The 26,971-nt window shown below is 60.9% G+C and carries 22 protein-coding genes; 10 read left to right on the forward strand and 12 right to left on the reverse strand.

The annotated features are described in order from the left end of the window. Positions 1 to 3 precede the first annotated feature (3 nt). Positions 4 to 2,547: an RNA helicase gene (locus tag HMPREF1287_RS03565; RefSeq protein ID WP_023017368.1), complete on the forward strand. Its 2,544-nt coding sequence runs from the start codon at positions 4 to 6 to the stop codon at positions 2,545 to 2,547. Positions 2,548 to 2,671: 124 nt separating this feature from the next. Here the strand turns inward: HMPREF1287_RS03565 and HMPREF1287_RS03570 are convergent, their stop codons facing one another. Together HMPREF1287_RS03570 and HMPREF1287_RS03575 are read right to left on the reverse strand one after the other, a co-directional pair. Further along, entirely contained in the window at positions 2,672 to 3,196 is a 525-nt protein-coding gene (locus HMPREF1287_RS03570; protein ID WP_023017367.1) for a carboxymuconolactone decarboxylase family protein, read from the reverse strand. 105 nt (positions 3,197 to 3,301) lie between these two features. Beyond that, positions 3,302 to 3,895 carry a peroxiredoxin gene (locus tag HMPREF1287_RS03575; RefSeq protein ID WP_023017366.1) on the reverse strand — a complete coding sequence of 198 codons (594 nt, stop codon included), beginning with the start codon at positions 3,893 to 3,895 and terminating at the stop codon, positions 3,302 to 3,304. Positions 3,896 to 4,057: 162 nt separating this feature from the next. On the opposite strand from HMPREF1287_RS03575, the gene HMPREF1287_RS03580 reads away from it, so the two are divergent. Further along, a complete protein-coding gene (locus HMPREF1287_RS03580; protein ID WP_023017365.1) occupies positions 4,058 to 5,005 on the forward strand; it encodes a LysR substrate-binding domain-containing protein in 948 nt (315 codons plus the stop codon). Positions 5,006 to 5,114: 109 nt separating this feature from the next. Here the strand turns inward: HMPREF1287_RS03580 and HMPREF1287_RS03585 are convergent, their stop codons facing one another. Beyond that, positions 5,115 to 6,101, reverse strand: a complete 987-nt coding sequence (locus tag HMPREF1287_RS03585) for a hypothetical protein (RefSeq protein WP_232215127.1) — start codon at positions 6,099 to 6,101, stop codon at positions 5,115 to 5,117. A gap of 51 nt (positions 6,102 to 6,152) precedes the next feature. Here HMPREF1287_RS03585 and hrpA point away from each other — a divergent pair, with 51 nt between their 5' ends. Further along, positions 6,153 to 10,055 (forward strand): ATP-dependent RNA helicase HrpA, encoded by a 3,903-nt coding sequence (gene hrpA / locus HMPREF1287_RS03590; protein WP_023017364.1) that lies wholly within the window; start codon positions 6,153 to 6,155, stop codon positions 10,053 to 10,055. 192 nt (positions 10,056 to 10,247) lie between these two features. Here the strand turns inward: hrpA and nrdR are convergent, their stop codons facing one another. Together nrdR and HMPREF1287_RS03600 are read right to left on the reverse strand one after the other, a co-directional pair. Next, on the reverse strand, positions 10,248 to 10,706 hold the full coding sequence (nrdR, locus tag HMPREF1287_RS03595; RefSeq protein WP_023017363.1) for a transcriptional regulator NrdR: 459 nt from the start codon (positions 10,704 to 10,706) through the stop codon (positions 10,248 to 10,250). Positions 10,707 to 10,913: 207 nt separating this feature from the next. Further along, complete coding sequence (locus tag HMPREF1287_RS03600; RefSeq protein ID WP_023017362.1) at positions 10,914 to 11,318, reverse strand: hypothetical protein; 405 nt, start codon at positions 11,316 to 11,318, stop codon at positions 10,914 to 10,916. A gap of 253 nt (positions 11,319 to 11,571) precedes the next feature. Between HMPREF1287_RS03600 and lexA the strand changes: the two genes are divergently transcribed. Both lexA and HMPREF1287_RS03610 read left to right on the forward strand, forming a co-directional pair. Next, the gene (lexA, locus tag HMPREF1287_RS03605; protein WP_005278903.1) at positions 11,572 to 12,282 is read left to right on the forward strand and encodes a transcriptional repressor LexA; all 711 of its coding nucleotides are present in this window, start codon (positions 11,572 to 11,574) and stop codon (positions 12,280 to 12,282) included. 482 nt (positions 12,283 to 12,764) lie between these two features. Continuing rightward, positions 12,765 to 13,547, forward strand: coding sequence for a DeoR/GlpR family DNA-binding transcription regulator (locus HMPREF1287_RS03610; RefSeq protein ID WP_005278900.1), 783 nt, complete (start codon positions 12,765 to 12,767; stop codon positions 13,545 to 13,547). A 79-nt stretch (positions 13,548 to 13,626) separates the two neighbouring features. On the opposite strand, the gene ptsP is transcribed toward HMPREF1287_RS03610, so the two are convergent. After that, positions 13,627 to 15,315, reverse strand: coding sequence for a phosphoenolpyruvate--protein phosphotransferase (ptsP, locus tag HMPREF1287_RS03615; RefSeq protein ID WP_023017361.1), 1,689 nt, complete (start codon positions 15,313 to 15,315; stop codon positions 13,627 to 13,629). A 209-nt stretch (positions 15,316 to 15,524) separates the two neighbouring features. Here ptsP and HMPREF1287_RS03620 point away from each other — a divergent pair, with 209 nt between their 5' ends. From HMPREF1287_RS03620 to HMPREF1287_RS03630, 3 genes are read left to right on the forward strand one after another with little or no spacing between them, the layout of a single operon-like run. Further along, positions 15,525 to 16,487: a 1-phosphofructokinase family hexose kinase gene (locus HMPREF1287_RS03620; protein WP_023017360.1), complete on the forward strand. Its 963-nt coding sequence runs from the start codon at positions 15,525 to 15,527 to the stop codon at positions 16,485 to 16,487. A gap of 18 nt (positions 16,488 to 16,505) precedes the next feature. Beyond that, positions 16,506 to 18,602: a fructose-specific PTS transporter subunit EIIC gene (locus HMPREF1287_RS03625; RefSeq protein ID WP_023017359.1), complete on the forward strand. Its 2,097-nt coding sequence runs from the start codon at positions 16,506 to 16,508 to the stop codon at positions 18,600 to 18,602. 55 nt (positions 18,603 to 18,657) lie between these two features. Continuing rightward, positions 18,658 to 18,930, forward strand: coding sequence for an HPr family phosphocarrier protein (locus tag HMPREF1287_RS03630; RefSeq protein ID WP_005278890.1), 273 nt, complete (start codon positions 18,658 to 18,660; stop codon positions 18,928 to 18,930). 218 nt (positions 18,931 to 19,148) lie between these two features. Here the strand turns inward: HMPREF1287_RS03630 and HMPREF1287_RS03635 are convergent, their stop codons facing one another. The 3 genes from HMPREF1287_RS03635 to hflX form a co-directional block, all read right to left on the reverse strand. Next, on the reverse strand, positions 19,149 to 20,180 hold the full coding sequence (locus tag HMPREF1287_RS03635) for an HNH endonuclease signature motif containing protein (protein ID WP_005278888.1): 1,032 nt from the start codon (positions 20,178 to 20,180) through the stop codon (positions 19,149 to 19,151). Between the two features lie 126 nt (positions 20,181 to 20,306). Continuing rightward, positions 20,307 to 21,587 carry a uracil-xanthine permease family protein gene (locus HMPREF1287_RS03640; protein WP_023017358.1) on the reverse strand — a complete coding sequence of 427 codons (1,281 nt, stop codon included), beginning with the start codon at positions 21,585 to 21,587 and terminating at the stop codon, positions 20,307 to 20,309. A 32-nt stretch (positions 21,588 to 21,619) separates the two neighbouring features. After that, the gene (gene hflX, locus HMPREF1287_RS03645; RefSeq protein ID WP_023017357.1) at positions 21,620 to 23,128 is read right to left on the reverse strand and encodes a GTPase HflX; all 1,509 of its coding nucleotides are present in this window, start codon (positions 23,126 to 23,128) and stop codon (positions 21,620 to 21,622) included. Between the two features lie 75 nt (positions 23,129 to 23,203). Between hflX and HMPREF1287_RS03650 the strand changes: the two genes are divergently transcribed. Both HMPREF1287_RS03650 and HMPREF1287_RS03655 read left to right on the forward strand, forming a co-directional pair. After that, the gene (locus HMPREF1287_RS03650; RefSeq protein ID WP_005278883.1) at positions 23,204 to 24,013 is read left to right on the forward strand and encodes a hypothetical protein; all 810 of its coding nucleotides are present in this window, start codon (positions 23,204 to 23,206) and stop codon (positions 24,011 to 24,013) included. 12 nt (positions 24,014 to 24,025) lie between these two features. Continuing rightward, on the forward strand, positions 24,026 to 24,574 hold the full coding sequence (locus tag HMPREF1287_RS03655; protein ID WP_023017356.1) for a hypothetical protein: 549 nt from the start codon (positions 24,026 to 24,028) through the stop codon (positions 24,572 to 24,574). A 5-nt stretch (positions 24,575 to 24,579) separates the two neighbouring features. Here HMPREF1287_RS03655 and dapF read toward each other — a convergent pair whose 3' ends face one another. The 3 genes from dapF to HMPREF1287_RS03670 are packed head-to-tail and all read right to left on the reverse strand — an operon-like array spanning position 24,580 to position 26,937. After that, positions 24,580 to 25,425, reverse strand: coding sequence for a diaminopimelate epimerase (gene dapF / locus HMPREF1287_RS03660; RefSeq protein WP_023017355.1), 846 nt, complete (start codon positions 25,423 to 25,425; stop codon positions 24,580 to 24,582). A 10-nt stretch (positions 25,426 to 25,435) separates the two neighbouring features. Then, positions 25,436 to 26,335 carry a tRNA (adenosine(37)-N6)-dimethylallyltransferase MiaA gene (gene miaA / locus HMPREF1287_RS03665; protein WP_023017354.1) on the reverse strand — a complete coding sequence of 300 codons (900 nt, stop codon included), beginning with the start codon at positions 26,333 to 26,335 and terminating at the stop codon, positions 25,436 to 25,438. Continuing rightward, positions 26,317 to 26,937, reverse strand: a complete 621-nt coding sequence (locus HMPREF1287_RS03670; protein WP_023017353.1) for a hypothetical protein — start codon at positions 26,935 to 26,937, stop codon at positions 26,317 to 26,319. Before HMPREF1287_RS03670 ends, miaA begins: the two co-directional genes overlap by 19 nt. Between the last annotated feature and the right edge of the window lie 34 nt (positions 26,938 to 26,971).

Below are 26,971 nucleotides of genomic sequence, written 5' to 3' on the forward strand. Positions count from 1 at the left end.
GGGGTGAACTTATCTCAACAGCTGCCAGATTTAACGGAAGTCCCCGAGTCCCTCATTGATGAGGCCATTTGGGATACTTTTAACTCGTGGACCACCAGCAAGGGAATCGATTTATATCGCGCGCAGGAAGAGGCCTCGCTCGGCATCTTGGCCGGAGATAACGTCATCCTCGCGACCCCAACGGGGTCCGGAAAGTCCATGGTGGCCAACGCCGCGCATTTCATCGCCCTCGCCCGCGGGCAGCGGAGTTTTTATACCGCGCCCATTAAGGCGCTGGTTAGCGAGAAGTTCTTTGCGCTGTGTGAAATCTTCGGCGCAGAAAACGTGGGCATGATGACTGGCGATGCCACCGTAAACGGCAACGCCCCCATCATCGCCGCCACCGCTGAGATCGTTGCCAATATCGCGCTTCGCGATGGCGCCGAGGCCAATATCGACCAAGTGGTCATGGACGAATTTCACTACTACTCCGATCCAGATCGCGGCTGGGCCTGGCAGGTGCCGCTCTTGGAGCTACCCAAGGCGCAATTCCTCTTAATGTCCGCCACGCTCGGTGATACCGACTGGCTGCAGGAAGATCTCACCCGCCGCACGGGCCGCGAGACTAATTTAGTGGCCGGCTCCACCCGCCCGGTGCCGCTGGATTTTTCCTATGTTTTCAGCGCGGTGCACGAAACCATCGAAGAGCTGCTCGCCGATAATAAGGCACCCATTTATGTCGTGCACTTTTCCCAGCGCGAGGCCGCCGAGCGGGCCCAAGCCCTGACCTCGCTGTCTGGCATCATTAACAAAGAGGAAAAAGAGGACATCGCTGAAGAAATCGGCGGCTTCCGCTTTACCACTGCCTTTGGTAAGGACCTCTCAAAGTTGCTTCGCAAGGGCATTGGCATTCACCATGCGGGAATGCTGCCCAAGTACCGACGGCTCGTGGAGCGCCTCGCGCAGCGCGGCCTCCTCAAGGTTATTTGCGGCACCGATACCTTGGGCGTGGGCATCAACGTGCCCATCCGCACCGTATTGATGACCGGCCTGGCCAAGTTTGATGGGCAACGCCAGCGCATCTTGAAATCCCGCGAATTCCACCAGATTGCGGGGCGCGCTGGGCGCGCGGGCTATGACACGGAAGGCACCGTCGTCGTCGAGGCCCCAGAGCACGAGATTGAAAATGCCAAGGCCCGCAGGCGCATTGGCGATGACCCGAAGCGGCTCAAAAAGCTCAAGAAGAAATCCGCACGCGAGGGCGAAGTCTCCTGGTCCGAGAAGACCTTTGCGCGGCTCACGGAAGCAGAACCGGAGCAGTTGACCTCGCAATTCCGGGTCTCGAATTCGATGCTGCTCAATGTCTTAGCCCGCCACGGCGATGGTTATGCGCATATGCACCACCTCTTGCGCGATAATCACGATCCCCGCAGCAAGCAGAACAAGGACATCCTCACCGCCCTCGACCTCTTCCGCGGATTGCTAGATTCCGGTGTGGTCCAAAAATCCACGAAGGGGCTCGATATCTACGGCCGCCCCTACCACCTCGTGCGGGAATTGCCGCGAGACTTTGCCCTAAACCAGCCCCTCGGGCCCTTTGCCTTGGCCGCGCTCTCCCTGTTGGACCCAGAGGCAGGCAGCTATCACCTTGACGTAATCTCTATCTTTGAGGCGATCCTCGATGATCCCCGGCAGGTGCTGCAGGCCCAGCAGAAGAAGCGGCGCGGGGAAGAAATCGCCGCGCTCAAGGCGGACGGGGTGGACTACACCGACCGCATGAATATCGTGGAGGATATTACCTGGCCCAAACCCCTAGAGGAGCTGCTCGAGCAGGCCTACGATACCTTTGCGGAAACCAATGCGTGGGTAAAGGAATTCGAGCTGCGGCCGAAATCCGTGGTGCGCGACATGGTGGAAAATGCCATGACCTTCTCGGACTTGGTGGCCACTTACGGCTTAGCCCGCTCTGAGGGCGTTATCCTCCGCTATCTCACCGATGCCTGGCGCACCCTTAAACAGTCCATCCCCGATGAATACACGACGCCCCAAATTGAAGACATCATCGTCTGGTTAGGCGAGCTCATCCGCCAGGTGGATTCTTCGCTTGTCGATGAATGGGCGCAGATGGCCGGCGAAGACTCCCCCATCGATCAAGATACGCTCGACCGCGAGCTGGCCTTTGGCGTCGAAGACCCAACAGCCCTTACCGCTAACCGACGCGCCTTTGGCATCATGGTGCGCAATTACATGTTCCGCCTCGCGCAGCTCTTCGCGCTGGAGGAAGAAGACCGCCTGGCCGAGGTATTGGATTATCTGGACGAGGTCCCCGATTTTGGCGCCGTCTTGGATGACTACTTTGACGAATACGACGACATTGATACCGGCCCTGAGGCGCGCGGACCCGAGTACTTCCGGTTGGAAGAATCCAGCTCCCGCAGCTGGCCCGTGCGGCAAATTATCAAGGACCCAGCAGGAGATCGCGCCTATCAATTTGTCGCCACGGTTGATCTGGACGCCTCCGATGAAGCCGGCGAAGTCCGCCTGTCAGAGTTGCGCGTCGAGTATTAATCACACGCGGGTTAGCTAAAACGATAAAAGCCACCCCCTGCGCTGTACCCGGCGTCCTATGGGGGACACCGAGGGAAGCAGCGCGCGGGGGTGGCTTATTCCAAAGGCTAATTAAGCAGCGCTTTTAGCGTGCAGCCTCAATCTGGACGGCCTGTGCGACTGCCTGAATGACAGAAGCAACCTTGATGGCCTCCCAGACCTGTTCCTTGGTCGCGCCAGTATCGTTGAGCTTCTGGGTGTGTGCGCCCAAGCAGTGCTCGCAGCCGTTGATGGCGGACACGGCGATATTCCACAGCTCGAAGTTAGCGTCTTCCACGCCAGGCTTGGAGATGAAGTTCATCCGCAGGCCGAACTTGACCTGTGCGTAGTCATCGCCCAACCAGCTCTTGGCGCGGTAGGCAACGTTGTTCATTGCCATCACGGTGGCAGCGCCGTAAGCGGCGTTGGTAGCTTCCTCAGAGAGGTGCTCTTGCGCCTCTTCCGCGATTTCAGAAATCACGGTGTCATTGCGGGTAGCTGCCGCCGAAGCCAACAGGGTGCCCCACAGCTGCTCTTCATCCAGCTCGGTGGTGCGGGTCAACGCGCCGAGGTTGAGTTTCTGATCCTTGGCGTACTCAGGCAGTGCTGACTTCAAGTTCTCGATAGACACGGTCTTTCTCCTTCTAAATCTTTTCTCAGTAACTTAAATTGCAAGTTGGGTGCCGGCCCTCCCCCGCCTCATGGGGCGGGGACAGCGCTCACACGTAACTAATGCTTAAAGCTGGGACTGAACGACGTCCATCTTGTCGATGTTCTTCGTTGGGTCGTTCTTCTCCCAGTTGCAGGCGCAGACCTCTTCGGACTGCAGGGCGTCGAGGACACGCAGGACCTCGTCAACGTTGCGGCCCACAGCGTCCGGGGTAACGGAGACGAACTGAATGACACCATCTGGGTCGATGATGAAGGTTGCGCGGTCAGCAACGCCGTCAGCGTTTTCTACGCCCAGTGCGCGGATCAGGTCGTGGCGCACGTCGGAAAACATCGGGAACGGAACATCCTTCAGGTCCGGGTGGGTTGCGCGCCAGTTGAAGTGAGCGAACTCGTTATCGGTGGAGCCGCCCAATACCTGGGTATCGCGGTCTTGGAACTCTTCGTCCAGCTTGCCAAAGGCAGCGATCTCGGTCGGGCACACGAAGGTGAAGTCCTTGGGGTAGAAGAAGACGACCTTCCACTTGCCCTCGTATTTGTCCAAGGAAACCTGCTCGAAGTAGTCCTCTGGCTGGCTAGCGTTAACGTTGTGCAGGTCGCCGCCGGTCAGGGCGGTGAGGTCGAATTCTGGGAACTTTTCGCCAACGGTCATGATAGGCATGTTCTTCAACTCCTTCTTAAAAGGGTAATCTTTTTCAAGTTTCCGACAGTCCTGTGCCGAGGACCACGGGCCGGACCCTCTCCGGCCCAACACCAAAGACAATACCATTAATTCCGGTCACGTCAATAGATAATCCTATAGATAAATGTTAGAGTGATAGGCATGCATAATAAAGAATATCGACCAACACTTGCCCAGCTGCGCACGTTTGTCACCGTGGCAGAAAACAAGCACTTCGGCACCGCTGCCGCCAAGCTGGAGATCTCTCAGCCTTCCCTCTCCCAGGGGCTCGTGGCGCTCGAGCAGGGGCTCGGCGTGCAGCTCATCGAGCGCTCCACCCGCAAGGTCATTGTGACCTCGGCCGGCGAAACCCTTCTGCCCTATGCCAAATCCACGCTTGAGGCCGCCGATACCTTCCTCGCGCACGCCCGCGGCGCCCACGGCACGCTGTCCGGCCCGCTTACCATTGGCGTTATCCCGACCATCGCCCCGTATATCCTCCCGGACTTGCTGGCGAAGATTACGGAGACCTACCCGGAGCTTGAGCCGCGCTTTGTGGAGGAGCAAACCCAGCACCTCATCACGCGCCTGCGCAACGGCAACCTCGATTTAGCCATCCTCGCCCTGCCTTCGGAGGCCACGGGCATGGTCGACAGCTCGCTGTACACCGAGGACTTCGCCATCGTCAGCCCGCCCGATCACCCCATTGCCGGGCGTACAGACGTGCAAGTTGCAGAGCTGCGGGACTTGGACCTGCTGCTGCTTGACGATGGCCACTGTCTCCGCGACCAAGTCGTCGATCTCTGCCGGCACGCCCACGTCAACCCGGCAGAGGCAACCAATTCCGTCACGCGCGCCTCATCACTGACCACCATTATGCAGCTGGTGATGGGCGGGCTCGGCTGCACCCTTATCCCCAAGTCCGCATTGGCTACCGAATGCCACGGCAAGAACCTCGGCATCGCCTACTTCGATCCCGATGTCACCGCTGAGCGCGAAATCGGCCTCGTCTTCCGCTCCTCTGCCGCACGCAGTGAAGAGTTCCGCGAATTCGGCACCCTGATTACCGCCGCTTATGAAAATGCCCTCGCCCGCTCGCTGGAGGGCTAAAACTTAAGCGTCTTCGATTCCCCACGGCCCCTCGGCTCAATTACTCCCGCCACATAAGTTTAAGGCCACCGAAGCACCGCCTCGGTGGCCTTAAACAATGACAAAGCCATTACGCAGGTTGGCCGGCTGCGCGCCCTGCACACTGGCGGAACAAATAAGCCGTAGACAGTAAGGTAACCGGTACAGCAACAATCAACCCAACAAGGAATACGATGAAGCCGCCAATTATAATCAGCATGTTAAGCACCGTTAGCAGCAAAAGCTGGCCGTAGTTTCCTTTACCGGCCTTAAAACCGTTCTTGATGGCTTGGCCAACTCCGTCGCCATCGGCCGCAAACCACTGCATCAACATATAAAGCGGCTGAATAAACAGGCCGATGAGAGTCAATAAAGCCACAACTCCGAAAAGGCCTGCCATGGATTCCAACGCCTCTTCCTCTGTGGCACCGGTCCCCATATCAGGGCTAAGGAAGAATGAACCACCAACGAAGATGAACATTACTAACCAGGTAATAATGCCGATGATGATCATGATCGCTAGCGGCTGCCACCACCGCACATTCTTGCCCACATAGTTCCACCCAGTGCGCGGATCATCGATTTGGAATAGCGCCAGTCGCAGCGCCATCAGGCTAATGACGGCCACGAACACATAGGACACGATCTGCACAATGGCTCCTCCACCGAAGGCCTCCGCACCCTCTGAGGGAGCAACGGCCGCGCCCAAGATAGAGAAAGCGATGGCAATCACGCCAACGAGCAAGCTACCGAGGATCCACAATTTCCAATTCTTAAATACCGTACGAAAGGCCCACGAAATAGAATCGATGGCCGAGGGTTTTCCGGTAAACCCGCCGTTGTTTACGGTGTTGTCCTGTGCTTGGTAGCCCGCATATCCTTGATTGCCAGAGCTCTCGTGGCTACCGCCATAGGAGGGCAGGTTGCCGTAGCTTGGCTGGTCCTCTGGGTGGTTAGTCGGTTCATAGCGTGGAAAATCGTCGTTTCCACCGGATTTATTGTCATTCATCAGCGGTGCCTTCCTTCTGTATCCGGGTTGGGCGCAACGAGAAAAGTATCGTTTGACAAGTATTTTCATACTAGCAACTTTTTCCACTCCACGTAACCGGGGTAAGCTCATAAATTAGCCATGACACAGCATGAAACCACGACGTCGCAGGCCCCTAGCCGCGATGAACTTTTTGCAGCATTAGACAACGTCACCATCGCCGAGGCCCGCAGCTTCCGGCGCCGCCTATCGAAGGCACGCGCCCCCAAGGCCCTGCGCGAAATCGCCCAGGATATCCAGGCTGCCGCAGATCGCCTCGCGCTTGTCGATGCCGCCGTTCCCCCACTCACCTACCCCGATTCCCTGCCGGTCAGCGCCCGCAAGGACGATATCGCCGCCGCGATTGAAAAAAACCAGGTCGTCATCATCGCCGGCGAAACCGGTTCTGGTAAGACCACGCAGATCCCCAAGATCTGCCTCGACATCGGCCGGGGCCGCCGCGGCCTTATCGGCCATACGCAGCCGCGCCGCATCGCCGCGCGGACCGTCGCCGAGCGCATCGCCTCCGAGCTGGACCAAGATATCGGGGAATCGGTAGGCTACGCCATCCGCTTCGATGACCAGGTTTCTGATACCACCGCCGTAAAACTCATGACGGACGGCATCCTGCTAGCTGAAATGCAGCGCGATCGCTTCCTTAATAAATACGACACCATCATTATCGATGAAGCACACGAGCGCTCTTTGAATATCGACTTCCTCTTGGGATATCTCAAGCGGCTGCTGCCCAAGCGGCCCGATCTCAAGGTGATCATTACCTCCGCAACCATCGATCCGGAAAGCTTTGCCGAGCACTTCGCCCAACCCGATGGCACTCCCGCGCCCATCATTGAGGTCTCTGGACGCACGTACCCGGTAGAAATTCGCTACCGCCCCCTCGAATTCGAGGCCGGTGGAAAGCTGGTGGATCAGGACCCGCTCGATGGCTTAACCGAGGCCATCGAGGAGCTCATGGCAGAAGGCGACGGCGATATCCTTTGTTTTTTCCCAGGCGAGCGCGATATCCGCGATGCCATGGAAACAATCGAGGCCAAAAAATGGAAAAACGTCGAGGTCGCGCCCCTCTTCGGGCGCCTATCCAACCAGGAACAGCACCGCGTATTTAGCAATCACCGCGGAAGGCGCATCGTTTTGTCCACCAATATCGCCGAAACCTCGCTGACCGTACCCGGAATCCGCTACGTCGTGGATACCGGCACCGCGCGTATCTCGCGCTATTCCACGCGTACCAAGGTGCAGCGCCTGCCCATCGAGCCCATTTCGCAGGCCTCTGCCAACCAGCGCTCCGGTAGGTGCGGCCGCGTCGCCGATGGCATCGCCATCCGCCTCTATAGCGAGCAAGATTTTCAGAGCCGCCCAGAATTTACTGACCCAGAAATCCTGCGCACCAACCTGGCCAGCGTGATTTTGCAGATGGTCTCGCTCAAGCTCGGCGATATTGAAAAATTCCCCTTCCTCCAGCCACCCGAGTTCAAGGCCATTCGCGATGGCCTCAACCTCCTCCACGAGCTCGGTGCGCTCCAGGACAAGCACGAGAAACCGACACTGACCGAAACCGGCCGCCATTTAGCCCGCATCCCACTCGATCCTCGCATGGCGCGCATGCTTATCGAGGCCCATACCAATGGCTGCCTCCACGATGTCATCGTCATCGTCGCCGCCATGACCATCCAAGACGTGCGCGAACGCCCGCTGGAATACCAAGCGCAAGCCGATCAGGCGCACGCGCGCTTTAAGGACAAGACCTCTGACTTTTTGTCCATGCTGAAATTATGGGATTACATCAAACAAACCCGCAATGAGCAATCGGGCAATAAGTTCCGCAAGCGCATGAAGCAGGAGTTCCTCCACTACATGCGCATCCGCGAGTGGTTCGACCTGGTCCGCCAGCTCAAAGACGTCTCCAAGCAGCTGGGGTGGGATTACCAAGAAGGCACCGAACGCCGCTCCGACGATATTCACATCGCGCTGCTATCTGGCCTGCTGTCCAATATCGGCGCCCGCGACGGCAATTCCAAGGAGTTCCACGGCGCGCGCAATACCCGCTTCCTTGTCTTTCCAGGCTCCGCCTTGGCCAAAAAGCCACCCGAGTTCGTCATGGCGGCAGAGCTCGTCGAAACCTCTCGGCTTTGGGCACGCGACGTTGCCGCCATCGATCCGGCGTGGGTGGAAGAGCTCGGCGCGGACCTGCTCAAACACAACTATTCCGATCCCACGTGGTCCCGCAAGCGCGCGGCCGCCATCGCGCACCAGAAGTCCACGCTCTACGGCGTGCCCATCGTCGCGGACCGTACCGTGCCATATCACCGCGTGGACCCCGTCGCGGCGCGCGATATGTTCATCCGCAATGCGCTTATCGCCGGCGAGTGGAATGCGCATCATCACTTCCTCAAGGCAAACGCGCAGGCCCTTGATGAGGCGGCCGAATACGAGGAAAAGGCCCGCCGCCGCGGCCTCATCGTGGATGAGGATACCCTCTTTGATTTCTATGACCAGCGCATTCCCGCCAAGGTCACCACGGGCCGTCATTTCGATTCCTGGTGGAAGAAAAAGCGCCGCCAGGAACCCGATCTGCTGAATTTCGATCCAGCCACGCTTGTCGATGACTCCCACGACGTCACCGAAGTCTCCTTCCCCGATCACTGGCGCAAAGGCTCCATCGATTACGAGCTGACTTATAAATTCGAACCCGGCGATCCCCTTGATGGCGTCACCGTCATGGTGCCCGTTCCCATGCTTGCCGGCCTCGATATCGAAGGCTTCGATTGGCTCGTTCCCGGCCTGCGATTCGAGCTCGTCAACGAGCTTATTCGTTCCCTTCCCAAGGCCCTGCGGCGCACCGTCGTGCCCGCCCCGGAATTTGCCGAGCGCGCCATGGAACGCCTCATCCCCTTCGAAGGCCCCCTTACCCAGCAGCTTGCCGATGTCCTGCGCGAGCTCGGCGGGCACGGCATCAACGCCTCCGACTTCCAACCGGACAAGCTGCCGGACCATTTGCGGATGAACTACGCGGCCATCGACAAGAGTGGCACCATCATCGATTCCGATAGGGACCTTGCCGCCCTGCGCGAGCGCCAGGCCGGCCACATTAAATCGTCCGTCTCACGGGTAAGCCGCACCGCAGAATCCACCGCGGTCAGCGAGTGGACCGACGATACCCTCGGCACCGTTGACGAGACCATCACCACCACCGTCGATGGCCACGAGGTCACCGCTTACCCAGCGTTGGTGGCCACCAAGGAAGGCGTTGAGCTTAAGGTTCATCCCACCAAGGCAGCTGCCGATGCCGCCATGGTCACTACCACCCTCACGCTTTTGATGCGCGAAATTTCCGTCTCGACCGCGCAAATGGTCAAGGGGCTTCCCTTGCAGCAGCGCGTCGCCGTGGATTCTTATCCGCATGGCGGCGCCGACGGCCTGGTCAATGACGCCCGCGTCGCGGCGATCCGCGACCTCATGCTCGAAGCTGGCGGCCCCGTGCGCTCGCCAGAGGTGTTTACCGAGCTCAAGGACTCCGTGAAACCGCAGGTCCCCGGCCGCGTGCGGCAATCAATAGTCTCGATCGCACCTGGCTTAGCTGAGTATTCCAATCTCCGCGCCGAGCTTTCCCACTGGGACGGTCCCGCCATCGACGATATGGAAAAGCAATTCGCTTTCCTCCTTCCGCCGAATGCCATCACCGTGCACGGATCCGCACACCTGCGACACCTTCCCCGCTACATCCAGGCAATGCGGATCCGCTTGGAAGACCTCTCGCTCGATCCGGATCGCGATGCCGACCGCCAGGCCGAGGTCGATAATGCCAAGGCCTACCTGGCAAACCGGCTGCGCAACCTTCCCGCGGGTCGCGAAAAGACACGCGAGGTCAAGGACATCCACTGGATGATCGAGGAATTGCGGGTCTCGCTCTTTGCCCAACGCCTCGGCACAGCCCACGCAGTATCCCTGCGGAGGATTCAAAAAGCGGTGGACAAGCTGCGCTAGTCTCCCCAACCTCACGTTCCCGCCGCCCGGCCGGCCATACTTAAGCTAAAAATCTGCTTACTCGGCCGCCGGCGGCGTGAACATTGGGCTGGCCCTAGCGAAATCATGCGCACAAAATGCCAGTTAAGGCTGCTTCGATCCTGCGCAAGAACGGTTGTATAACTGCTGAGAAATCGTCCTACACTGCGCAGTTTAAAGGTCCCCGCGATCGCGGCGCCGCATCAAACGAATCTCCGATTCAAAGTCATCCGCGCTCTCGAATGATTTATACACCGAGGCGAAGCGCAGATATGCGACCTCGTCTAGGTCACGCAGTGGCTCGAGAATCGCTAGCCCGATTTCGTTGGCGTTTACCTGCGAGGACCCGTGCCCCCGCACCGTTTCCTCAACCTCTTGGGCCAACTTTTTTAAGGCATCATCGCTAACGTCGCGACCCTGGCATGCGCGCCTAACCCCCCGAATGAGTTTATCCCGGCTAAATGGCTCAGCGAGGCCATTTCTCTTAACAACCAGCAGTACGGCCTTTTCCACAGTGGTGAAGCGTCCCTTACAGGAAGCACACTCCCGCCGGCGCCGTATCGATGCGCCGGCATCAACCACGCGCGAGTCAATAACGCGGGATTGTTCGTTATGGCAAAACGGGCAGTACACACTAGTCCTTTCGCTAATTTAGCTTCTCGGTTTAGTTTACCTCCCACGGCCAAGCCAAAAACCTGACACCATTGCGCCAGACTCCTCCTACTCGAGTGCCTGTCTCCGTGAAGCAAGCGGGCCTTATCTGCGGCCGGGAAGACAAGCTGCTGCCTAAAAGGCTCTAAGCCTTAAACCCCCGAAGTGCCTGCTTTTGTACACGCAGCACTACTGTCCGATCGCTGCTTCTACTTGCTGTACCGAAGCGCCAGGATCAGTCGGCGTTTCAGCGCTCGTACCCATCAGCCCGCCGGCAACCGTGCCGAAAAATACGGCAGCACCAAATACTGCACCGAGGAGGTAATTCTTGCGCGAACTATGCGCATCGTCTTCTTCCATCGGCCTGTTCGCGAAATCAGGTAAGGAACGTTCATCAGTCCACGTATTCGAATAACCTTCACGGTTCGTTCGATATACGGAATTTAAAGTCCTGATTTCCCCCTTTTCGGAAGGAGAATGCTGCACGCCCCAGCTTTGATCATCAATATCCCAAATAGCGGCTGAAGGGACGATCTGTGGACGTGCCGCGCGCTGTTTGACCATGTTATTGCGAGAGTGAAGTAGTTGAGACATTGCTTTCCTTTCGACGACCGCCGTAAGTCTAAAGCGGCCCCTTGACACAACAAGAGCTCAATGTCGCTCCTGTGTTCGAGATTGTTTCTATGTTCGATTTATAGCACCACTTCGAAAACCTGTCCAGTTTTTCGCGTAAATCTCGAACGCTTGTACTTTTCGTGCTACAAATGAGTTATGGCACGCAGGTGTCACCCAGTCCCTTTTCAAGCTATGAACGCAGAACCTCAGACCCCTTAGCTAGGAGCCGCACATGGGCCGCAAGAAAGCAAGCACCGCAAAGAACGATTACGCCTCCCTTTCCGAAAGGCAACGCCGCATCCTTAACGTCATCAGCGATGCAGTGATGCTCCGCGGTTACCCGCCCAGCATCCGCGAAATTGGTGACGCCGCCGGCCTGCAATCCACCTCGTCCGTGGCCTATCAGCTCAAGCAACTGGAGGAAAAGGGCTTCTTGCGCCGCGATCCCAATAAACCCCGCGCGGTCGACGTACGCCACCTCAACACTGACGACGCCGAAAAGAAGCCGGGCCGCAAGGCTAAGGACGTCCCCGATACCTCTGCCCGCGGCCCTGAAGAGTCTGCCGCCGTAGCTTATATTCCCGTCGTTGGCCGCATCGCCGCCGGTGCACCAATCACTGCAGAGGAAAATATCGACACGTATTTCCCCATGCCAGACGAGGTCGTCGGCGGAGGAGAGCTTTATATGCTGCAGGTCGTGGGCGATTCCATGCAGGATGCCGGCATCCTCAACGGCGACTGGGTCATCATCCGGTCGCAATCGGTGGCTGAGGAAGGCGAGTTTGTCGCCGCGCTTCTCGATGGCTCCGAGGCCACCGTCAAGGAATTCCACCGCGATTCCTCTGGCGTATGGCTCCTTCCGCACAACGATGCCTATCCGCCCATCAACGGCGATGATGCGGAAATTATGGGCAAGGTAGTATCCGTCTTCCGCAAACTCTAGGCCCCGGCCAGCTACTTTAACCAAGCCGCACGCGGGTGTTCGCCTGCGGTTGTTGTCGCCGCCGACACTCTGCGCCCGCTTTCTTGAAACCCGCTCTTTGCACTTCGTACGCTGCCCTGTTCCCCGCATAGGGAGCAGGGCCATACGAGTTTTAACGCATTCCACGCCTTTCTGCCTCGCAATCGCGCCCCAAAAAGCCAACTTAAGCGCGCGGGGTTTATTGAGAAAGCACCCCCGAAATAACGGATCCGTAAGTTAAGCGCTACTAGGGTTGGCTTTCAACTAGGGCAAATAAAGCTGACTGACCTGCGCTTTTATCCCAAACCAGACAACAGCGCACACCTTAATTTTTGTTTTCGTCCGATTACCGCCGAATTTTGACACAATGGAGGGAGAAATCCCACATCAGTTAGCTTTCACCGAGCGCCTGCATTCGCAGATGGAGTAACCGCCCGGCCGAAGGCGAGGAGCAAGGAGGGTCCGTGTACGCAGAGGAGCGACGCCGCCAGATCGCGTCCCAAACTGCAGTTGAGGGTCGCGTTAACGTAACCGATTTATCAGAGCGTTTCGAGGTGACTGCTGAAACCATTCGGCGCGACCTAGCCGTACTGGATCGTGAGGGCGTTGTCCACCGCGTGCACGGCGGCGCCGTGGCTTCCCAAGCCTTCCAGACCGCGGAGCTCACCCTCGATACCCGCCAGCGTTCCGCATCTGGGGCCAAGGCCGCCATCGCGCACGCCGCGCTCGACTTCCTTCCCCCTGGCGGCGGCAGCATATTCCTGGACGCCGGCACCACGATTAATACCTTTGCCGAGCTCATTAGCCAGCAATACCCGCAGGCGCAGTTCAATATCGTCTCCAATAGCCTGCCCATCGCACTGTCGCTAGCCAATAGCGGCGTTCCCGATGTCCAGCTCCTCGGCGGGACCGTACGCGCTATCACCCAGGCCGTCGTCGGCGATACCGCCCTGCGCACCATGGCGCTCATGCGCGCCGATGTCGCCTTCATCGGTACCAATGCGTTGACCCTCGATCACGGCTTGTCGACAGCCGATTCCCAAGAAGCAGCCATCAAATCCGCCTTCGTCACGAATGCCCACAAGGTCGTGGTCATGTGTGATTCCAGCAAATTGGGCAACGACTACCTGGTGAGCTTCGCCTCCATTGCAGATATCGATGTCGTCATCACCGATTCCGGCGCGCCGGAATCCTTCGTCGATGCCCTGCGCGAGCGAGAGATCGATGTCGTGCTCGCCAGCGAATAGCTCCAGCATGCGCACGACTTCGCCCTCCCTACCCCGGTGCCATTTCTCACCGAGGCAGGGAGGGCGAGACCTTTTGCCGTTAGTTGAACTTTTCTATCTGCTCCATCGCTGCGGCGCGGGCGGCGGAGGGGCCTTCGGAGTTGAGGGCGGCATCGGCAAGCTGCTGGCACTGGTCAAAGGTCAGCTCGGCCAATTGGGCACCAACGCCGGCGACTGCGGTCGATGCAGCAGACAAGGAGTTGACGCCTAGGCCGGTCAATACGCAGGCCAATAGCGGATCGGCCGCGGCCTCGCCGCACACGCCAACCGGTACGTTGTATTCGTGCCCCGCAATGCAGGTGTGCTGGATAAGCCGCAGCACGGCCGGCTGCCAGGGGTCGGTGAGGTACGCAAGCTGCGGTGACAGGCGGTCAGCGGCCATCGTGTACTGGGTGAGGTCATTGGTGCCGATGGATACGAAGTCCAGATGCGGCATGATCTTATCTGCCATCAGCGCTGCTGCGGGCACCTCAATCATCGCGCCCGCGGTCAGGCCGCGCTCCCGGCACAGCTCCGCAAACCACTGGGCTTCCTTCGACGTCGCCACCATCGGTGCCATGACCCAGGTTTCGGCATCGTCGCCGCGGGACTCCGCGGCCTGGGCGATGGCGTCCAACTGGCGCGTCAACAGGGACTCGTTATCGCGGGCAATGCGCAGACCGCGCACACCCAACGCCGGGTTCTCTTCAGATGACAACGTGGCATAAGAAATCGGCTTATCGGAGCCAGCATCCAAGGTGCGCACCACGACCTTGGAATTGGGGTAGGCGTTAAAGACCTTCTTGTAGATTTTTGCCTGCTCGTCAACGGAAGGCTCCTCGCTCGCGGACAGGAACGACAACTCCGTGCGGTAGAGGCCAATGCCCTCTGCCTGCGAGTCGGAGGCAATGCGGGCGGCGTTGCCGTCGGCCACGTTGGCCAAAAGCTGCACGCGGTGGCCGTCCTTGGTTTGCGCTGGTCCAGTCCATTCGGCAACGCGGGCGGCGCGCTCGCGGTATTCCGCGACCGCCTTGGTGGATTCTTCCTCGTCCGCACCCAGCGTCACGGTTCCAAGCGCACCGTCGACGAAGACCAGCGTGCCGCTTTCAATCTCCCGCAGCTTATTTCCCACGGCGACGATGCACGGAATATCGAGCTGGCGGGCGATGATCGCGGTGTGGCTGGTGGGCCCGCCCAGCTCGGTAACGAGCGCGCGAATATGCGCGGTATCCAGGGTGGCGGTATCGGCGGGCGCGAGGTCATCGGCAAAAAGCACCGCTTGGCCCTCCACCATGGGCAAACCAGGCTCCTGCTCGCCGCGCAGCTGGGCGATGACGCGGTCGCGCACGTCCTTCAGATCGGTGGTGCGCTCGGCCATGACGCCGCCGGCCGCCTCAAACATGGTGACGAACTTATCCGTGGCTCCCACCGTGGCGAACTCGGCATTCTTGCCCGAGCGAATATTCTTGCGCACGGCCTTGTGCCACCCGCGGTCCTTGACCATGCCGGCGGTTGCGGTCAGCACTTCCGAGGCTTGGCCCTCGGCGGCTGCGGCGCGGTTTTCCAAGCGGCTGGCGACGACATCGACTGCCTCGAGGAAGCGATCGTATTCGGCTTCGCTGCTGGCCTCTTGGTCAATACTTCCTTCAGTGGGCAGGTCCGGGCGGGGGCGCACCCATACGGCTTCTGCATAGGCAACTCCAGCGACAACGCCGGTTCCTTTAACAGTGGACTGAAGCGTATTTTCCATGGCGATACTTCCTTCGAAGATAGCGGCTTATTTATTTCCAGATCATCACAAATCCAACAGAAATGCAATGTATGCCACACGGTTTCTATTGACTTTCCAACACAATCGGGCAAGAATAAACATTTACGGCGGGCTTAAGCGCGAGTTTCAACCGGACCGACTGCGTGTGGCCCCCAATATACGCACTCTGCGAAAGGGATAAGTTCTCGATGATCCTCACGCTCACCCCAAACCCAAGCATTGACGCCACCCTGGCGCTCAATCAGCAACTGACCTCAGGCGATGTCCACCGCGCCGCCAGTGTTACCCAGGTCGCCGGCGGCAAAGGCGTCAACGTCGCCCACGCCGTGCACCTCGCCGGGAAAGAAACCCTGGCCCTCTTCCCCTCCCGCGCGGCCGATCCGTTCATGAACCTCATCCAGGAGGTCCACCTCCCCTACGCCCACGTGGACATGGACGGTGGCGTCCGCGTCAATACCACCATCACCGAGCCAGATGGCACAACCACCAAGGTCAACGGCCCTGGCCCGCTGCTTTCCGATGCCACCCAAAACCACCTCATTTCCACCCTTACTCACCACGCCCAATCCGCCGATTGGGTAGCCCTTGCCGGATCGCTGCCCAAGGGTGTTGACGCCGGCTGGTATACCGACCTCATCAAGGAGATCCGCACTGCCGCCCCGCAGGCGCGCATCGCCGTGGATACCTCTGATGCTCCGATGAAGGCCATCGCCAAGCAGCTCGCTACCGCCGCCCCGGATCTCATCAAACCCAACGGTTTCGAACTGGGGCAGCTGACCGGCCAGGACGGCCTCGCCCTCGAGCGCGCCGCTGCGGCCGGGGATTATAGCCCGGTCGTGGAGGCTGCAAGGGATGTCGTGGGTCGCGGCATCAAGGAAGTCCTTGTCACCCTCGGCGGCGCCGGTGCCGTGCTAGTAAACGCAGACGGCGCATGGGCCGCCACCCCGCCTCCCGCCACGGTGAAATCCACGGTTGGCGCGGGTGATGCCGCATTGGCCGGATACCTCCTGGGGCGCACGCAGGGGCACGGACCAGCAGACTCCCTCGCGCTCTCGGTGGCTTATGGCACCGCTGCGGCCGCAAAGCCCGGCACCCAATTCCCCCGTCCCGAAGAACTCGATACCGCCCATACCTCCATCTCCGCTCTATAGCTAAAGGAGCCTTCCATCATGGCATCCGATCTCATCACCACAGAACTTGTCGCGCTTGACGCCGACTTTGGCGATAGCGTCGACTCCGTTATCACCAACCTCGCCACCTTGGTGCACGATACCGGGCGCGCGACCGAGGTCGCAGGCCTCGCCCAGCCCGCCATCGACCGCGAAGCCAAGGCCGGCACCGGCGTGCCAGGCGGCGTGGCCATCCCCCACTGCCGTTCCGAGGTCGTCACCGAACCGACCCTAGCTTTCGCCCGCCTTTCCCGCGGCGTGGATTTTTCCGGCCCAGACGGCGACGCCCAGTTGGTCTTCCTCATCGCCGCACCGGCCGGCGGTGGCAAGGCCCACCTGCAGATTCTTTCCAAGCTTGCCCGCGCCCTCGTGCGCAAGGACTTTTTAGAGGCCCTGCGCACCGCGTCGACGAAGGAAGAAATTGTCAAGGAAATCCTCGCTGTCGTCAACGCGGAAAAGCCGAAGAACAAAAAGCAGGACACCGCGGAGGCTGCAGCTGGGGCTGCGGAAGGGGCATCGGCAAGCGCAGGTGCTTCGGCACAAGCTACCCGCATCGTTGCCATCACCGCCTGCCCAACCGGCATCGCACACACCTACATGGCTGCCGATGCCCTCACCCAAACCGCCGGCGAGCGCGACGACGTCGATCTCACCGTCGAGACCCAGGGCTCGTCCAATAATGAATCGGTCTCGCAGTCCACCATCGACGCTGCCGATGCGGTCATCTTCGCCACGGACGTCGGAGTGCGCGACCGCGAGCGCTTCGCGGGCAAACCCGTCATCGAATCCGGCGTCAAGCGCGCCATCAACGAACCCGGCAAGATGCTCGATGAAGCCATCGCGGCGGCGAAGAACCCGAATGCCCGAAAGGTCTCTGGCACCGCCTCTTCCTCCTCCGCCGAAGAGGAAGGAAAATCGCTGGGTTGGGGCAAGCGCATCCAGCAGGCGATTATGACCGGCGTGTCCTACATGGTGCCGTTCGTTGCCGCCGGTGGCCTTCTCTTGGCCCTCGGATTCCTCTTCGGCGGCGCCGATATGGCCAATGGCTGGCAGGCGCTTTCCACGGATTACTCCCTGTCCAACCTGCCGGGCAATGAGATTACCGTCGACGGCGAGACCATGTCGTTCGAGAACTCCGGATTCGGGCTCTATATAGGCGCAGTGCTCTTTGCCATTGGCCAGGCCGCGATGGGCTTTATTGTTGCCGCGTTATCTGGCTACATCGCCTACGCCCTGGCCGGGCGCCCTGGTATTGCGCCGGGCTTTGTCGGCGGTGCTATCGCCGTGACCCTCGACGCGGGCTTTATCGGTGGCCTGGTGACCGGTTTGTTGGCCGGCTTTATCGCCCTGTGGATTGGCAATTGGAAGGTCCCGCGCTGGCTCGGCTCCCTCATGCCGGTGGTCATCATTCCGCTGCTGACCTCCCTCGTCGTTGGCCTGTCGATGTACCTGCTACTGGGCGCCCCACTGGCCGCGCTGATGGAGGGCCTGCAAGATTGGCTGTCTTCCATGTCTGGCTCTTCTGCCGTAGTGCTCGGCATCATCTTGGGCCTGATGATGTGCGTCGACTTGGGTGGCCCGGTCAACAAGGCCGCATACCTCTTTGCCACCGCCGGGTTGTCCACCGGCGACGCAGCCTCCATGCAAATCATGGCCGCTGTTATGGCCGCCGGCATGGTGCCGCCCATCGCGCTGTCCTTGGCAACCTTCATCCGCAAGTCGCTATTTACCCCTGCCGAGCAGGAAAACGGTAAGTCCGCTTGGTTGCTTGGCTTGTCCTTCGTCTCCGAAGGCGCCATCCCCTTCGCCGCAGCCGATCCGTTCCGCGTCATCCCTTCCATGATGGCCGGTGGCGCCGTGACGGGTGCTATCTCCATGGCGCTGTCGGTCGAGTCGCGCGCCCCACACGGTGGTATCTTCGTTGCCTTTGCTATCGACCCATTCTGGGCCTACCTGGTAGCCATCCTTGCCGGCGTGGCGGTATCTACCGTCGCGGTCTTGGCCATGAAGCAATTCTGGCCTAATAAGACCGTCCAGGAAGCTGCCCAAAAGGCCGCTCCAGGGTCCAAAACCGCTTCCCAGAACGTGGCGGCATAAACCAAACGCTCGTACACTGGATCACGATAAATTAACTACAGAAAGGATAATTTCCATGGCTTCCAAGACTGTAAAGGTTGGCTCCTCTGTAGGACTGCACGCACGTCCTGCCTCCATCATCGCTGACGCCGCTGGCGAATACGACGAGGACATCTTCCTGAGCCTCGTTGGTGAAGAAGATGACGATAACGAGACCGACGCCGCTTCTTCCCTGATGATCATGGCCCTCGGTGCCGAGCAGGGCGACGAGGTCACCGTTACCTCTGATAACGAAGAAGCCGTTGAGAAGATCGCCGGCCTCATCGAGCAGGATCTCGACGCTTCCTAAGCGCTGCTGCTCGCTAGTAGTGCCTAAGCACGCCTAGTATGCTCCTCGCCTTGTTGGCGGGGAGCTTTTGCGATCCATAGGCCGTTTCCCAGTGCCCATTGCGCCGGCTATTCAGGTCGCGCGGCGCATTTGCGCGGTCGCTTAGATTTTTGGTCCTGAGCCGGTGGATCGGTGCGGGCGCGCGGATCCTTTTGCGCTAATTCTCTTGGCCCGGATTCTTAGGATGGCGGCCGGTCGTTTTCGTTCGGGCTGCCGGGGTTCGTGGCCCACGGCGGAAGCCAGCGGACCTTTCCTTGTATTCGGGCCAATCGCCCGCGCCGCGGCGGGGCCTGCGGGTCATCATCGTTGACGCCGTTATGGTACGGGCAGCAGGTCGCGAGGTTAGCGGCATTGGTATTGCCACCGTGCTGCCAGCTGTCTAGGTGGTGGATCTGGCACTCATCGGCAGGATAATTGCACTTTTCCCAGGGGCATACAGGATTGACGGCGGCCGCCATCAAGCGCTGCTTCGCATTGGCAAACCGGGACGTGCGGTACAAATTGACCGGACCCTCAACGGGATGCACAAGCGTGATGTATCCGTGATCGCTTAAAACCCGGCTCGCGAGGTCGGCACCGCTGATGCGCGAGCCGTTGGTGAGCTGCAGGGTTATTTCCTCGCCATCGCCATCGACGATGCGGTCGAGCTCGTCCAAGGTGATGACCACCTGCGTGGTCGCAGTGGTGCGCGCCCCCGACTTCCCGCCGAAGAAGATGGACTTGACCGATTCCAATGGGCGCTCGTTATCGAGGGCAGAGTGCATATCTGCGACGTCGGCGGATTCCCCGGTGATGGTCAACGACCACGGTCCGCGCGGCCGGCGGGTGATCCGCACGCCTTTCTTGGGAGTGCGGGGCGGTTGCAGCTCACGCAAGAGGGCGCGCGCCCGCTTGCGCAAGGCAGTGGCGCTTCCGCGGAACTGGCATAACTCGGAGCGTACGGCCCAGGCATCGCGCTGGGTGCGAGCGCGCAGCGCGAACTTTTCGATGAGGCTGAGCACGTCGAGCGGGTGCGTCGTCGAGCGGGCCGTGCGTTGCTTGGCGCTAAAGGCACAGCGGCCAAAGTAGACATCGCAAAGATGCACCACCTCGCGCGCGGCGACGTCGCTGGCGCCGCGCTGCACCAAATCGCGCTCGCTTAAGCCCTGGGCGGCGGCGATGATGTCCATCCCTTGGCCCAGCGCGGTTAAATAACGGTCGAGTGCGTTCATGCCGCCTAGTACAGCGCACAACCCGGTGCAAAGGCGACCGCACGCACGAAGGCCTGTGGATTACGCGGTAAACCTTGCCGCCACGGCGCTATTTCGCGGCAGGGTCAACAAAGTTATCCACAGAATTTAGTATTTAGCATCGTGGCCTTCGCCCACGGTTTCGTACAGGCGCCGCATGATGGGATAGGCAACGATGATGCCGACAGAGCCCCAGGCGATGCCCTCCAGGCTCACCCCGCCCACGTTCAGGGTCAGGTTGCCGATGCCCGCGATCAAAGCCACCGCAGCCGCCGTCAGGTTCACCGGGTTATTGAAGTTCACCTCATTATCCATCCAGATGCGCACGCCCAGCATGCCGATAAGACCATAGAGCACGAGGGTGGCCCCGCCGAGCACGCCGGTGGGGATGGTGAAAATCAGCGCGCCGAACTTCGGGACGAAGGCCAATAGGATGGCGGTTAGGGCCGCAACCCAATACGCGGCGGTGGAATAGACGCGCGTGGCGGCCATGACACCGATATTCTCGGCATAGGTCGTGGTACCGGAGCCGCCGAAGCCACCGGCGAGGGAGGAGGCGAGGCCATCGGCAATCAGGGCATCGCCGGCGAGGTCGTCCAAGTCGCGGTTGGTCATCTCGGAGACGGCTTTGACGTGGCCGACGTTTTCCGCAATCAGCACCACGAGCACCGGCAAGGCCACGGCGATCGCGGAAAGATGGAACTCTGGGGCGTGGAATTCGGGCAGGCCTACCCACGGTGCGGCATCGATGGCAGCCTTGGCATCCTCGCCCAAATTACCGGTCAGGGCAGCGAAAACCCAGCCGACGACCACACCGATGAGGATGGACAGGCGCGAAACCATGCCGCGCCCGGCGACGGTGGCTAGGAGAATAACCAGCAGCGTGATGCCTGCGACCAAGGGCTGGCTGGCGAAGTTCTCGGCCGCATTCGGCGCCAAATTAAGCCCGATGAGCGCGACGATGGCGCCGGTAACCGCCGGCGGCATCACCGCATCGAGCACCCGCCTGCCGGCAGCCTTGACCACGAATCCGACCGCCACCAGCACCAAACCGGTCACCAGAATGGATCCGGCCTGCGCCGCAATCCCGTATTGCTGCGAGGCGGTCAGCGGGGCGATGAAGGCGAACGACGACCCCAGGTAGGACGGCAGGCGATTGCGCGTAATCAGCAGGAAGAGGATGGTGCCGATGCCGGAAAATAGCAGCGTGGTATTGACCGGAAAGCCGGTCAGGGTGGGCACCAGCAGCGTAGCACCGAACATCGCCACCACGTGCTGCATGCCGATGCCAATGGTTCGGCCCCAACTTAGTCGTTCCTCGGGCGCGACCACGGCGCCTGGTGCAATCTTCTTACCGTCGCCGTGGACGGTCCAACCTAGTATGCTCACGAACCACCATTATGGCCCATGGAGCACGAATTTTAGGAATCTTCCTCCACGATGAATTCGGCGAGCTCGCGGGCGGTGGTGGCGGGCAGGCGGACATCAACAAGCGTGCCGTCCTCGGTGTATTCCTCGCTGCGCACCGTGCCCTCGGCGTGCACGCGCGAGACGACATCGCCGCGGGTGAAGGGAACCTGCAGATTAACGTGGCTATCGCGGGAGTTGAGGAAGAGCTCCACGCGCGCGCTCAGCTCGTCGATGCCCTCCCCCGTGCGCGCCGAAACATAGACGACGTCCTCATGATCCAGGACGTGGCGCAGCTCCGCGAGCACAAGCGGATCGGCCTGGTCGATCTTATTGATCACGATGATTTCCGGCGGGGCCTGCTCACCAGTCTCGCTGACGATATCGTAGATGACCTTATTGACCGCCTCGATTTGCTTGAGCGGGAACGGGTCCGATCCGTCCACGACATGCAGCATGATATCGGCGGCGAGCACCTCTTCCAGGGTGGACTTGAAGGCCTCCACCAGCTGGGTAGGCAGGTGGCGAACGAAGCCGACGGTATCGGTGAAGACGACCAGGCGGCCATCGGCAAGCGAGGCGCGGCGCGTGGTGGGATCCAAGGTGGCAAAAAGTGCGTCTTCCACAAGCACGCCCGCGTTCGTCATGGCATTAATGAGCGAAGATTTGCCGGCGTTGGTGTAGCCGGCGATGGCGATCTGGGCGATCGTGGAGGACTGGCGCCTGGAGCGCTTGACCTCGCGGGCGGTTTTCATCCCGCGCAGTTCCTTGCGCAGGCGCGCCATTTCGGTGCGGATGCGCCGGCGGTCGGTCTCGATCTTGGTTTCACCGGGACCGCGCAGGCCGACGCCGCCATTGGAACCGGCGCGGCCGCCGGCCTGGCGCGAAAGGTTGCCGCCCCAACCGCGGGTGTGGGTATAGAGGTATTCCAGCTGCGCCAGCGAGACCTGCGCCTTGCCCTCCTTGGACTTTGCGTGTTGGGCAAAGATGTCCAAGATGAGCATGGTGCGGTCGATGACCTTGGTATTGAGCGCGCGCTCTAATGCTGTGAGCTGGCCGGGGTTCAGCTCACCATCGCACACGACGGTATCGGCCCCGGTGGCCTCGACGATATCGTGGAGCTCTTTTACCTTGCCCGAGCCGATGAAAGTACCAGGATCCGGTTTATCGCGCTTTTGGTAAATCATTTCGACTACGTCGGCACCGGCGGTCTCGGTCAGGGCGGCCAGCTCATCCATCGTGGCCTCAACCTCCGCTACGGTGCCTTCGGTCCACACGCCCACGAGGATGACGCGCTCGAGGCGCAGTTTTCGGTATTCCACCTCGTAGCCATCGGTGGTGTCCTCGGCGCGGATGGAGGTCTCGCGGGTAACGCGGCGGAAGGCGTTGCGCTCGGCCAAATCTAGATCGCCGCTGGTGGGCGTGGTTTCCTGCGGGGTGTCCGCGTGGTCGCGGAAGGCCTGGGCGAGAAGTTCGTCCTTGCTCGCCGAGCTATCAGAATTCTGCGGGGAAAATTTGTTCATATTGCTATCTATTTTGGCACGTTAGGCCGCAAAACGGGAATTGCGGTTTCCGGGCTTACTGGACAAAGCGATACAATGGTGGCTATGGAAACGACGCAGCCTAGGCCAACGACTACTACCCAGAAGAAGAATACCGAAATGCAGGCGATCGGCCTGGATTTCGAACGCTGGCAGGACGCGGTCGAGGCAGCCATCGCCACGGACCGCCTTGCCGTTACCGGCGAGGTCCGCGGTGGCCAGCTCATTCAATACGGCGACCCCTCGGGCGCCCAGCTTAATATCTTGGCGGTAGAGCCCTACGCCACCTTTATCGGCTTCGATGCGGTCACGCAGGGTTTTGCCCACGTGGAGATGTTCAATGACGTTCTAGCGATCATGGACATCATCGATCCGTTCGGCACGCCGCTGGCCCAGGTCACGGCGAACCTCGCGCAGGGGCCACTGTTGGCAGAAGAACCACGGCAGGAATGGCAGCAGGTATCGCTGACCGCCATGGGCCTTGATATCACTACCTACGAGTCCCCGGCTGCCTACGAGGCCGAACACGGCGAATACCCCGCCCTCTTTGAATCCGAGGGCGCCCGCGTCATCGCCTCTGGCTCCGGCGCACAGGCCCCCACGCCGGCGGCTACCTTTGCCGCCCGGGTGATGGAAGCCGAGTGGCGCACCAATGAACTCACCGGCGAGAAATTCGCGCACCTCGTCATGGACGGGCTTTTCCCCTTCGATCTCTGCCTGCCTGCGGACCGTGGCGAATTGCCGGCCAAGGATTCCGTGATCTCCGGTACGGCCCTGCTCACCGCCGCTATTGACATGCCGTCCGGCGGCTGCGGCGATGGCGGATGCGGTTGTGGATCCGGCGGTTGCGGCTGCGGCGGGCACTAGATTTTTTAGGCCATGCCTTTCCTTAGCGATCCACAAAACCGGAGGACACTTGTCTTTATCCTCCTGGTCCTTTGCGCGATCGCGATCGTTGTAACGCTAAAACTGCCCGGACTCATCATCGCCGCCATGCTGGTGGGCGCGGGCTGGTTCATGCTGCGCACGCGCCCCGATACCGCGGAAAGAAAGGCCCTGCGCAGCTCCATTTCGCTTTCGGCGGACGATATCCAGGACGTCATCGCCGAATTCGAAGAATTCGAAACCTCCACGGAGGCCGAGTCGCTGGCGGATCGCACGCTGTACCGGCCAGCACTGCTGGACCTCGACTGCTCCCACCCCGCCATCGATGCATTCCACTACGAATTGGCTGGGGCGCGCCGCTTCCTCCGCCGGCTCAATATCCGCATCCACGCCCACGGCATGCGCACACAGGACTTGGAAGCCCTCCTCCGCGTCACCGATGAGCGCGCCCGCGAGCTGAAAGAATCCTGGCTCGCCGCCCGCCGCGCGGCCTTCCGGCTCGGCCCGGATTACCGCACGCGGCAGATCGACGACGAAAACTAAGGCCCTTACAGGCTCGTTTCGCCCGTCGCGACGATGGCGGACGGGCCCGTCAAGCGCGTGCCGCCGTCATAGACCTCGACGGTGACCTCGCCGCCGGGAACGTGGATGTGGACGGTGCCGAGGGCTTGGGCGGCATCGGCAAGCGCGGCGGTAGCTGCCGCGACCGTGCCCGTACCGCACGACTGCGTCTCCCCAACCCCGCGCTCGAAGACGCGCATATGCACGTGCCCCTCCCGCAGCGGGGTCACCAGCTCAAAATTCACCCCGCCGGGAAAGAAGGACTCGTCGTAGACCGGCGCCGTGAGTTCCTTGGCGGCCAAAGCTTCCGGTTCCAGGCCTGGGATGACGGCCGCGAGGTGCGGGTTACCCATATCCACCCCGAGGCCGGCGTAGGACTCACCGCCCACGGACGCGGTAGATACTCCGGTCACGCGCGCGGGGCCCATCTCCACGGTGACGCTCGCGGCGGTAGCGTTACAGGAATGCACCGTCACCTGCTTGGCACCCGCCCGAGTGCCGATGGTGAATGCGTCCTCGCCCACCAAGTCGTGCGAGCGCAGCCAGTGGGCAAAGACGCGGGTGCCATTGCCGCACATTTCCGCCACGGACCCATCGGCGTTGCGGTAATCCATAAACCAGTCGGCGGAATCCACCCCGTCCGGAAGTGCCGCCAACTCGCCCGCGTCCACGAGGGCGCCGGCGCGCACAACGCGCAATAGGCCATCGCCGCCGATGCCCGCCCGGCGGTCACACAGCGCCGCCACGCGCTCTGGTGAGAGCGGCGCCTCGGCGTCGAAGTCTTCTACGATGACGAAGTCATTTTCGGTTCCATGGCCTTTGGCAAATTTCATAGCCTCTACCCTAGCGCCCAAGCGCGTACAAAGCTTGGGCGGTGGTATCGCCCGCGGCATCGAGCCAGGTAATGCGCTTATCGCGGTTAAACCAGGAGCGCTGGCGGCGCACGTACCGGCGGGTGCCAGTAATCGTGCGTTCTACCGCATCTTCCCACGTCAGCTCGCCGCGCTGGGCTTGTAGAACCTGCGCATAGCCAATCGCGCGGCCCGCGGTGGAATCGGCCACAAGCCCCTTATCCTGCAGGTGCTCGACTTCCTCGACGAGGCCTTGCTCAAACATGAGGCGCGTGCGCTTTTCGATGCGCGGGTTCAACCACTCGCTATCCGTGCGCAGCCCCAGCAACTTGGTCCCCCACCGGGGCGGGCCGTTCTTCGGCGGCTGGCTGGCCTTAAAGGGCTTGCCGGTCAGCTCGATGACCTCGAGCGCCCGGACGGTGCGGCGGGGGTCTTTATCCTCGATGATAGCGGCGGCTGCCGGATCGACGCGCGCGAGCTCCGCGTGGAGCGCGTCGGTTCCGATATCGGCGCGGCGGGCCTCGTATTTGGCCCGTACCTGCGGATCGGTCGGCGGGAATTGCCAATCATCCACCAACGCCTGGGCATAGAGCATGGATCCGCCGACGAGGATCGGAGTCTTGCCGCGGGACATGATGTCCTCGATATCGCGCAAGGCCGCCTGCTGATAGCGCGCCACGGAAGCAGTCTCCGTCACGTCCCAGACATCGAGCTGGTGATGCGGGATGCCCTCGCGCTCTGCGGGGGAAAGCTTCGCGGTCCCGATATCCATGCCGCGGTATAGCTGCATGGAATCGACATTGACCACTTCCCCACCCAGTTCATGGGCAAGGGCCAGCCCGAGCGCGGATTTGCCGGATGCGGTGGGGCCAACTACTGCGATGGGTCGCATGCTGCCTCCCAACCTGCCACGTAGCGGCCTACCCCGAGGGTGGCGTCCGTCGCCCGGACCTGCGCGCGCTTGGGCGTGCAGCCGGCAAGCTCGAGCCAGAGCGCCGGCTCTTCCACGCCGCGTTGCTTCAGCCACTCAGCCTCGCTGCTTGCCGCTGCCCCTATCAACACCTCCTCGCACCACCGGTGCGCCTCCTGCGCGCCGGGGATAAGGGCCAGCGGTGCCCTCTCAGTAAGCCCCGCGCTGCCGTCCGCAACCACGATGCTAAGTACCTTTGGGTCTGGCGTGCCTAGGCGGTCGCGGCTATCGCGCACCGTTATCTGTGGGACCGTAGACAGGACGTAGTGGGCCATGATTTCTGGCAGGTAGTCTCCCGCGCCCACGTGTACCTGGTGGGCTCCCCAGGCGCGCAGGCTTCCCGTGTGGCGGGTATGCCACCGCGAGGAGCGGGATCCGATAATTTCTGCCTCGTTAATGCCGGCGGCAGCGGCTTCGACCGCCAGCATGCGCGCCGCTGCCAGCAGCGCCCGCGAGGCGGCATCGTTGGGAGCTAGCTCGACTGCCAGCGCCGGCGAGGCGGGCATAACCATGAGATTGAACATTATTCCTCCATACTATCTACCCAAGAGGAGGTAA

The sequence above is a fragment of the Corynebacterium sp. KPL1986 genome (genome assembly GCF_000477975.1).
Classification (GTDB): Bacteria; Actinomycetota; Actinomycetes; order Mycobacteriales; family Mycobacteriaceae; genus Corynebacterium; species Corynebacterium accolens.